Annotated in this window: 6 protein-coding genes, 1 tRNA gene and 1 other RNA gene; 6 read left to right on the forward strand and 2 right to left on the reverse strand. The window is 73.1% G+C overall.

Annotated elements, in window-relative coordinates; translation table 11 throughout:
- Window positions 1-37 precede the first annotated feature (37 nt).
- Both FMEAI12_RS32300 and ffs read right to left on the reverse strand, forming a co-directional pair.
- On the reverse strand, window positions 38-2,656 hold the full coding sequence (locus FMEAI12_RS32300; protein ID WP_112108977.1) for a DNA polymerase III subunit gamma and tau: 2,619 nt from the start codon (window positions 2,654-2,656) through the stop codon (window positions 38-40).
- A 36-nt stretch (window positions 2,657-2,692) separates the two neighbouring features.
- Window positions 2,693-2,789: signal recognition particle sRNA small type (ffs, locus tag FMEAI12_RS32305), an RNA gene on the reverse strand.
- 116 nt (window positions 2,790-2,905) lie between these two features.
- Between ffs and FMEAI12_RS32310 the strand changes: the two genes are divergently transcribed.
- The 6 genes from FMEAI12_RS32310 to FMEAI12_RS32330 all read left to right on the forward strand — a co-directional run bounded on the left by FMEAI12_RS32310 (window position 2,906) and on the right by FMEAI12_RS32330 (window position 6,149).
- Window positions 2,906-2,993, forward strand: a tRNA-Ser gene (locus FMEAI12_RS32310).
- A 93-nt stretch (window positions 2,994-3,086) separates the two neighbouring features.
- Window positions 3,087-3,386, forward strand: a complete 300-nt coding sequence (locus tag FMEAI12_RS40335; RefSeq protein WP_200835485.1) for an excalibur calcium-binding domain-containing protein — start codon at window positions 3,087-3,089, stop codon at window positions 3,384-3,386.
- A gap of 21 nt (window positions 3,387-3,407) precedes the next feature.
- Window positions 3,408-3,590 (forward strand): hypothetical protein, encoded by a 183-nt coding sequence (locus tag FMEAI12_RS36375; RefSeq protein WP_131624679.1) that lies wholly within the window; start codon window positions 3,408-3,410, stop codon window positions 3,588-3,590.
- Window positions 3,591-3,624: 34 nt separating this feature from the next.
- Entirely contained in the window at window positions 3,625-4,581 is a 957-nt protein-coding gene (locus tag FMEAI12_RS32320) for an ABC transporter ATP-binding protein (protein WP_112108978.1), read from the forward strand.
- On the forward strand, window positions 4,578-5,372 hold the full coding sequence (locus FMEAI12_RS32325; RefSeq protein ID WP_112108979.1) for an ABC transporter permease: 795 nt from the start codon (window positions 4,578-4,580) through the stop codon (window positions 5,370-5,372). The genes FMEAI12_RS32320 and FMEAI12_RS32325 overlap by 4 nt, the downstream gene beginning before the upstream one ends.
- Before the next feature lie 12 nt (window positions 5,373-5,384).
- Window positions 5,385-6,149 carry a MerR family transcriptional regulator gene (locus FMEAI12_RS32330; protein ID WP_112108980.1) on the forward strand — a complete coding sequence of 255 codons (765 nt, stop codon included), beginning with the start codon at window positions 5,385-5,387 and terminating at the stop codon, window positions 6,147-6,149.
- Window positions 6,150-6,610 lie beyond the last annotated feature (461 nt).

The following is a 6,610-nucleotide window of genomic DNA, read 5'->3' on the forward strand; positions in this document are numbered from 1 at the left end:
CACCCGGCCCGCTCGGTCACCCACCGGCGTTCGTCCGTCAGCCGGACTGCTCGATCACCGTCGCGCCCAGACTCGTGCGGAGCAGGGCCACGGCCGCGTCCTCGCCGCCCCGGGCCCCGTCGAGCTGGGTCGGCGCGTCCTCGTCGTCGAGCGAGACCTCGTCCGGCGCGGTGTCCGTGGCGGACATCGACGCCGCCGCCACGGGGGCACCCCCCGCCCGCGCCGCGCCTGCCGCACCCGCCGCTCTCGGTCCCCCACCGGGACCGGTCGACGTCCGAGTGGAGCCGTTGAGGCCGGTTCTTGCGCTCACCGCCGCCCGCGCCGCGGCGAGCCCGGCCTCCGCGGTGCCCGGGCGGGGGGCGGCGACGGTGGTGGAGCCCACACCGGACCCTGCGGCCGCGCTGCTCACGCTCGCGTTTCCCAGGCTGGCTGTGGCCGTCGCCGAGTGGAGGCCGGCCGGCGGGCGGGGGAGGCCGTCCTGCGCCGCTGGGCCGGAGGACCCGGCGTACGCCATGGACGCCGGCGCGGCGGAAACACCGGAGGGAGCGGGGACACCTGAGGGAATGGAGGAAGCCGGGAGGGCGGCCCCTGGGGCAGCCGAGCCGTGGCTCTCGACGGCTCCCGCCGCGGACCAGCCGCCGGGAGCGCCCGCGTTCACCGGATAACCGCTGGGCCGCTGCGGGGCCACCGCCTCCGCGGACCAGCCGCCACCGGCCTGCTCGGCCGGCCCCCGCTGGCCGCCACCCGGACCGCTCTGACCACCCGACCCGCCCGGGCCACTGGGACCGCCATAGCCGCCCGGCCCGCCGCTGCCGCCGCCGTTGTCGGGCCGGCCGCTGCCGGGCCCCCCGCGCGGTGCCTGGGGACGGTCTCCCGAGGACCCGGGGCCACCGCCGATCGTGACCCGCCATGTCCCACCGAACTTCTCAGCCAGCAGGGTTGCGAGGATCTCGACGTTGTTCCCCTGGCCGAACATCTTCGCCATGGCCGGTGCGGAGAAGGCGAGGACGACCTCGTCCCCGCGGACCTCGGCGACCGAGGCGTAGTCCTTGAGGATCGCGTGGGTGCGCCGGCTGCGCTGGACGGCGAGCGCGAGCACCTCGTCCCAGCGGGCGTTCAGGGCCGCCGCGTCGAGCCTGCCCCCGCCGGTGGCCGCGGCAGCCGGCATCGTGGGCCGTGCGGCCGAAGCCGGCCGGGCCGCCTGGGTGTGCGCCGCCGGCGCCGGGGCGTGTGCCGCGGCCACGGCCGGCGCGGGCATCCGCGGGCCGGTATCCCCGGCCGTCGGGGCGGCGGTGACACCGGCCCCGGAACCATTCGCGCCGCGAGGAACCTCGCGGCCCGCGGCCTGCCCGTGAGCGCCGTCAGCGGCGCCACCGAACCCCGTGCCGCCGGGCCCCCCGTCAGCGGGCCGGGCGCCACCGAACCTCGCGTCGGCGGGCGTCGCACCACCGACCTCGGCGCCGCCGGCCGGGGCCGTGCCGGCACCGGCTCCGCCGCCGACCACCGCTCGGCGCTCCAGCCGCTCGAGCCGGACGGCGAGCGCGGCCGGATCCCCGGCGGCGCCCGGGAGGAGGGCGCGGGCGAGGATCAGCTCCAGCAACAGCCGTGGGCTCGCCGTCCCGCGCATCTCGACCAGACCCGCGTGCAGGACGTCGGCCGTCCGGGAGAGCTCGACCGGCCCGATCCGGCCGGCCTGGGCGCGCATCCGGTCCACCTGGTCGGTGGAGAACGCCTCGAGCAGGCCGCGTTCCACCGCGTCCGGTACCGCGGCGACCACGATGAGATCACGGAGCCGATCGAGCAGGTCGGTCGCGAACCGGCGTGGATCGTGACCGGAGGAGACCACACTGTCGACCACGGTGAACAGCGCGGCGCCGTCGCGTTCGGCGAGGGCGTCCACAGTCTCGTCGAGCAGGATGCCGTCCGTCATGCCCAACAGCGCCACCGCGCGCTCGTAGCTGAGCCCGCCGTCGCCGGCGCCGGCCAGAAGCTGGTCGAGAACGGAGAGCGAATCCCGGACGGAGCCCGCGCCCGCCCGCACCACCAGCGGGAGCACCGACGGCTCGACGACCACGCCTTCCTGCACGCAGATCGACTCCAGGTGCTTGCGGAGCACACCAGGAGGCACCAGACGGAAGGCGTAGTGGTGCGTCCGGGACCGGATCGTCGCGATGACCTTGTCCGGCTCGGTGGTGGCGAAGACGAACTTCAGGTAGGACGGCGGCTCCTCGACGACCTTCAGCAGCGCGTTGAACGCCGCCGCCGTGACCATGTGCGCCTCGTCGACCACGAACACCTTGAACCGGGCGGACGCCGGCGCGAAGAAGGCGCGTTCCCGCAGGTCACGGGCATCGTCGACGAGCCCGTGCGAAGCGGCGTCGATCTCGGTGACGTCCATCGAGGAGCCGGTGCGGATGGAGACGCACTGATCGCACACCCCGCACGGCTCCGGGGTCGGCCCCTTCTCGCAGTTCAGGGAGGCCGCCAGGATCCGGGCGGACGAGGTCTTCCCGCAGCCGCGCGGGCCGCTGAACAGGTAGGCGTGGTGCAGCCGCCCGGAGCGCAGCGCGTGCCCCAGTGCCTCCGTGACGTGCTCCTGGCCGACAACCTGGGCGAACGTCGCGGGGCGGTACCTGTTGTACAGCGCTGTGCTCACTCGCCTGCTCCGGATGCTCGAGATGATCGTCCGAACGAGGAGGACCCCCCGCACACCCGCCAGAGCCCGCTTACCCTTGCTGCCTTCCGGCCCTGGGGGAGTTCACGAGGGTAGCGCCGCACGAGGGGTCTGCTGGGCAGTCTAGCGGTCCGCCGGCGATCGGGGACGGGAGGGTCCGGTGCCCGCCTGTGACCCCGTTCGCGCCCCCGGTGACCCCACTCGGGCCCGCCGTCGGATAGGCTCCCCCACGGAGGATTCGCCTAGTGGCCTAGGGCGCACGCTTGGAAAGCGTGTTGGGGGCAACCCCTCGAGAGTTCGAATCTCTCATCCTCCGCCATACGAGTGTGGGTAAGAGCACTTCAGCACCAGTGGAGATGCTCTCTCAGAGATCCACTCCCTGCCTGGCTTCGCAGGTGCCGACCGGGTCCCGGTGACACACTCCGACGACCAGCTTGAGTGCGCCGGCCGGCGCCGCCTCCCGCTCCCGCGCCGACGCAGACGGTGCAGCAGCAGGCCCCGCCTCCGCCTCCGGCGGCTGCGCAGCCCGCACCACAGGCAGCCCGCACCGCAGCCCGCGCAGGCTCCGCCGCCAGCGGCACCCGCGCCGGCGGCCGTCTCCTTCGGGTCCTGCGCCGAGGCGCGCGCGGCTGGCGCTGCCCCGCTGTACCAGGGCCAGCCGGGCTACAGCAGCAAGCTCGACCGTGACCACGACGGCGTCGCGTGCGAATGAGACTGGCTGACGACGCCAGGCGTGTTCGACGAGCTGGGCGTACACGTCGTGAACGTGTTCGTGACGTCGGCTGTCGCAAGCGAAGCCACAACACGGTTTCCCGAGATTCGGACGTCGGCAGCAAGCGTCGCGCAGGCGGCCGACAACTGTCATCTGGTGGGCGGAAGGAGCGCCCAGAAAGGTCTCCTGCGGGCACTGGCTTGACCTTGACCCTGCGTCAGGGCTCCAGCATGGCGGCGTGACCGCCACCAACCCCGCGATCGAGGTTTCCGGACTCACCAAGTCCTACGGAGACCACACCGTGCTGGACGGAGTCGACCTGACCGTCCCGGAGGGCACCGTCTACGCGCTCCTCGGACCCAACGGCGCCGGCAAGACGACCATCGTCAACATCCTCTCCGCCCTGCTGACCCCCGGTGACGGCGAGATCCGCGTCGCCGGCTTCGACGTACGACGCGAGCCTGCCGGGGTGCGCGCGGCGATCGGTGTCACCGGGCAGTTCTCCGCGATCGACGAGCTGCTCACCGGCCGCGAGAACCTGCGACTGATGGCCGACCTGGCGCACCTGGACCGGGTGACCGCGACCGCCGCCGTGACCGTGATGCTGGAGCGCTTCGATCTCGTCGACGCGGCCGACCGGCGGGCGCAGACCTACTCGGGCGGCATGAAGCGGCGGCTGGATCTGGCGATGACGCTCATCGCCCAGCCCCGACTGATCTTCCTCGACGAGCCGACGGCCGGTCTCGACCCGCGCAGCCGTCGCGACCTGTGGGCGATCGTGCGCGAGCAGGTCGCCGACGGCGTGACGGTGCTGCTGACGACGCAGTACCTCGACGAGGCCGACCATCTGGCCGACCGGATCGGGGTCCTCGACGGCGGCCGCCTGGTCGCCGAGGGCACGGCGGCGGAGCTGAAGCGGCGGGTGCCCGGCGGGCATGTGTCGGTGCAGTTCACCGACGCCGCGGGGCTGGCCGCGGCCGCGGCGGCGCATCCGGAGGCCACCACCGACGCCGAGGCGCTCACCCTTCGGGTGCCGGGCGACGGCAGCATCGCCGGGCTGCGCCGCGTGCTCGACGGCCTCGACGACGACGGCGTCGCCGGCCTGACGGTCGAGTCCCCCGACCTCGACGACGTGTTCCTCGCGCTCACCGGCCACGCGACCGAGGCGCCCGCGGCCGAGGAGATCCCCGCATGAGCACCACCTACACCGTCCGTGACTCGGCGACGATGCTGCGGCGCAACCTGCTGCACATCCGCCGCTATCCCTCATTGTCGATCATGCTGGTAGCACAGCCGATCGTGTTCCTGCTGGTGTTCGTGTACGTGTTCGGCGGGACCCTGGGCGCCGGCCTGCCAGGCCAGGAGGGCGGTGGAGACCGCGGCGACTACCTCGTGTTCATCACGCCAGGCATCCTGATCATGACCGTCGCCAGCGTCGCGCTCGGCACCGCGATCTCGACCGCGACCGACATGACCACCGGGATCATCGCCCGGTTCCGCACCATGGACATCGCCCGGGTGTCGGTGCTCACCGGCCACGTGCTGGGGGCTGTCATCAGGACCGGATTCGCCGTGGTGATCGTGACGGCGTTCGCGTTCCTGCTCGGGTTCCGCTCCGACGCCGGTCCGCTCGGCTGGCTCGGCGCGATCGGGCTGCTGATCCTCATCGCGTTCTCACTCACCTGGCTGACCGTCGGCATGGGCCTGGCGGCGGACAGCGTCGAGACGGCCAGCAACACCCCGCTGTTCCTGGTGATCCTGCCGTTCATCAGCAGCGCCTTCGTACCGACCGACGCGATGCCGGCCGGGCTGCGCCAGTTCGCGGAGCACCAGCCGTTCACCCCGATGATCGACACCCTGCGCGCACTCGTCACGGGCGCGGCGACGGACTCCGACCCGTGGCTCGCGATCGGCTGGTGCGCCCTGATCGCGCTGCTCGGCTACCTCTGGTCGCGCCGGCTTTTCCTCCGCGTGCCCGCGAGATAAGAGACTGGCGCGGTGCTCACGATCAGCCAGCTGGCGTCGTACGCCGGCGTCACCGTGCGCGCGGTGCGGCATTACCACGCCAAGGGTCTCCTGCCGGAACCGGAGCGCGACCACTCCGGCTACCGGCGCTACGACGCCCACGCCGTCGTCGAGCTCATCAGGATCCGTACGCTCGCCGGCGCCGGCGTGCCGCTCGCGCGCGTCCGCGAGCTGTTGGCCGCGGGCGAGGAGGAGTTCAACGCTGCCGTCGCCGACATCGACCGGCGCCTGCGCGCGGAGATCAGGGAGCGGCAGCGGCACCGCGAGCGGATCGCGCAACTGGCAGCCGGAGACAGCCTGGCCCTGCCGCCGGAGGCGGTGGCGTACCTCGACCGGCTGCGTGAGCTCGGATTGCCGGACCTGATGATCGGGGGCGAGCGGGACGCCTGGATCCTGGTGGCCGCCCAACTCCCCGAGCACATGCCGCTCTACATGAAGGTGAAGCAGCAGCAACTCGACGACCCGGCAACGGTCGAACTCTACCGCGATCTCGCCGCGATGATCGGCTGGGAGGCGGACGACCCGCGGGTGGCGGCCGTAGGCGACCGGCTCGTCGCCCTCATCGAGGCCGATGCCGAAGGATGGGAGAACCACGACGAGGTGATGCCCGACGAACTCGCGCAGCTCCTCGACTCGGTCTTCCTCGACTCGGTGCCGACCGCCCGTCGGCTCCTGGAACGGCTCGAGGAGCGCGGCTGGCGCGGCTGGACCAAGCTCGAACGGATCCAGCCGACATAGCGCTGCCATCGGCAGTTCCGCCGAGAGTCTCCGACGGTCGCGGGTTCAGGCAGACGCATTGTCAGCCGGAGGCGCCCGCGGTGCCGACGGAACTGGCGGAACCGGCGGCCAGCCGTCGAGGAACTGTTTCCCCGCTCGCCCGCCCGCGCTGCTCGTCACCCGTCCGGTTCCGCGGCGGATGGGACCCGGGTGGGGACGGTGGTCGTACCGTCGTCCGCCGGCGGAGGGACTGTGGTCCGATGCCACGCCGCGCCATGGCAGGTGTACTGCGGTTGTCCGCGGTCGTCCCTGGCCGTGGATGTCACCCCTGCCGTGGAGGAGCGACGATGACCAAGGACCACCGCGGGGCCAGACCCCCGGGCCGCCGGAGCCTGCTTGCCGGGGCGGCGGGACTCGTCACCACGGTGGCCGCGGCGACGGCCGTACCCGTCGGTGTGGCCGCCGCGGCCACCGTGGTGACG

The sequence above is a fragment of the Parafrankia sp. Ea1.12 genome (assembly GCF_900465275.1).
GTDB classification, from domain to species: domain Bacteria; phylum Actinomycetota; class Actinomycetes; order Frankiales; family Frankiaceae; genus Parafrankia; species Parafrankia soli.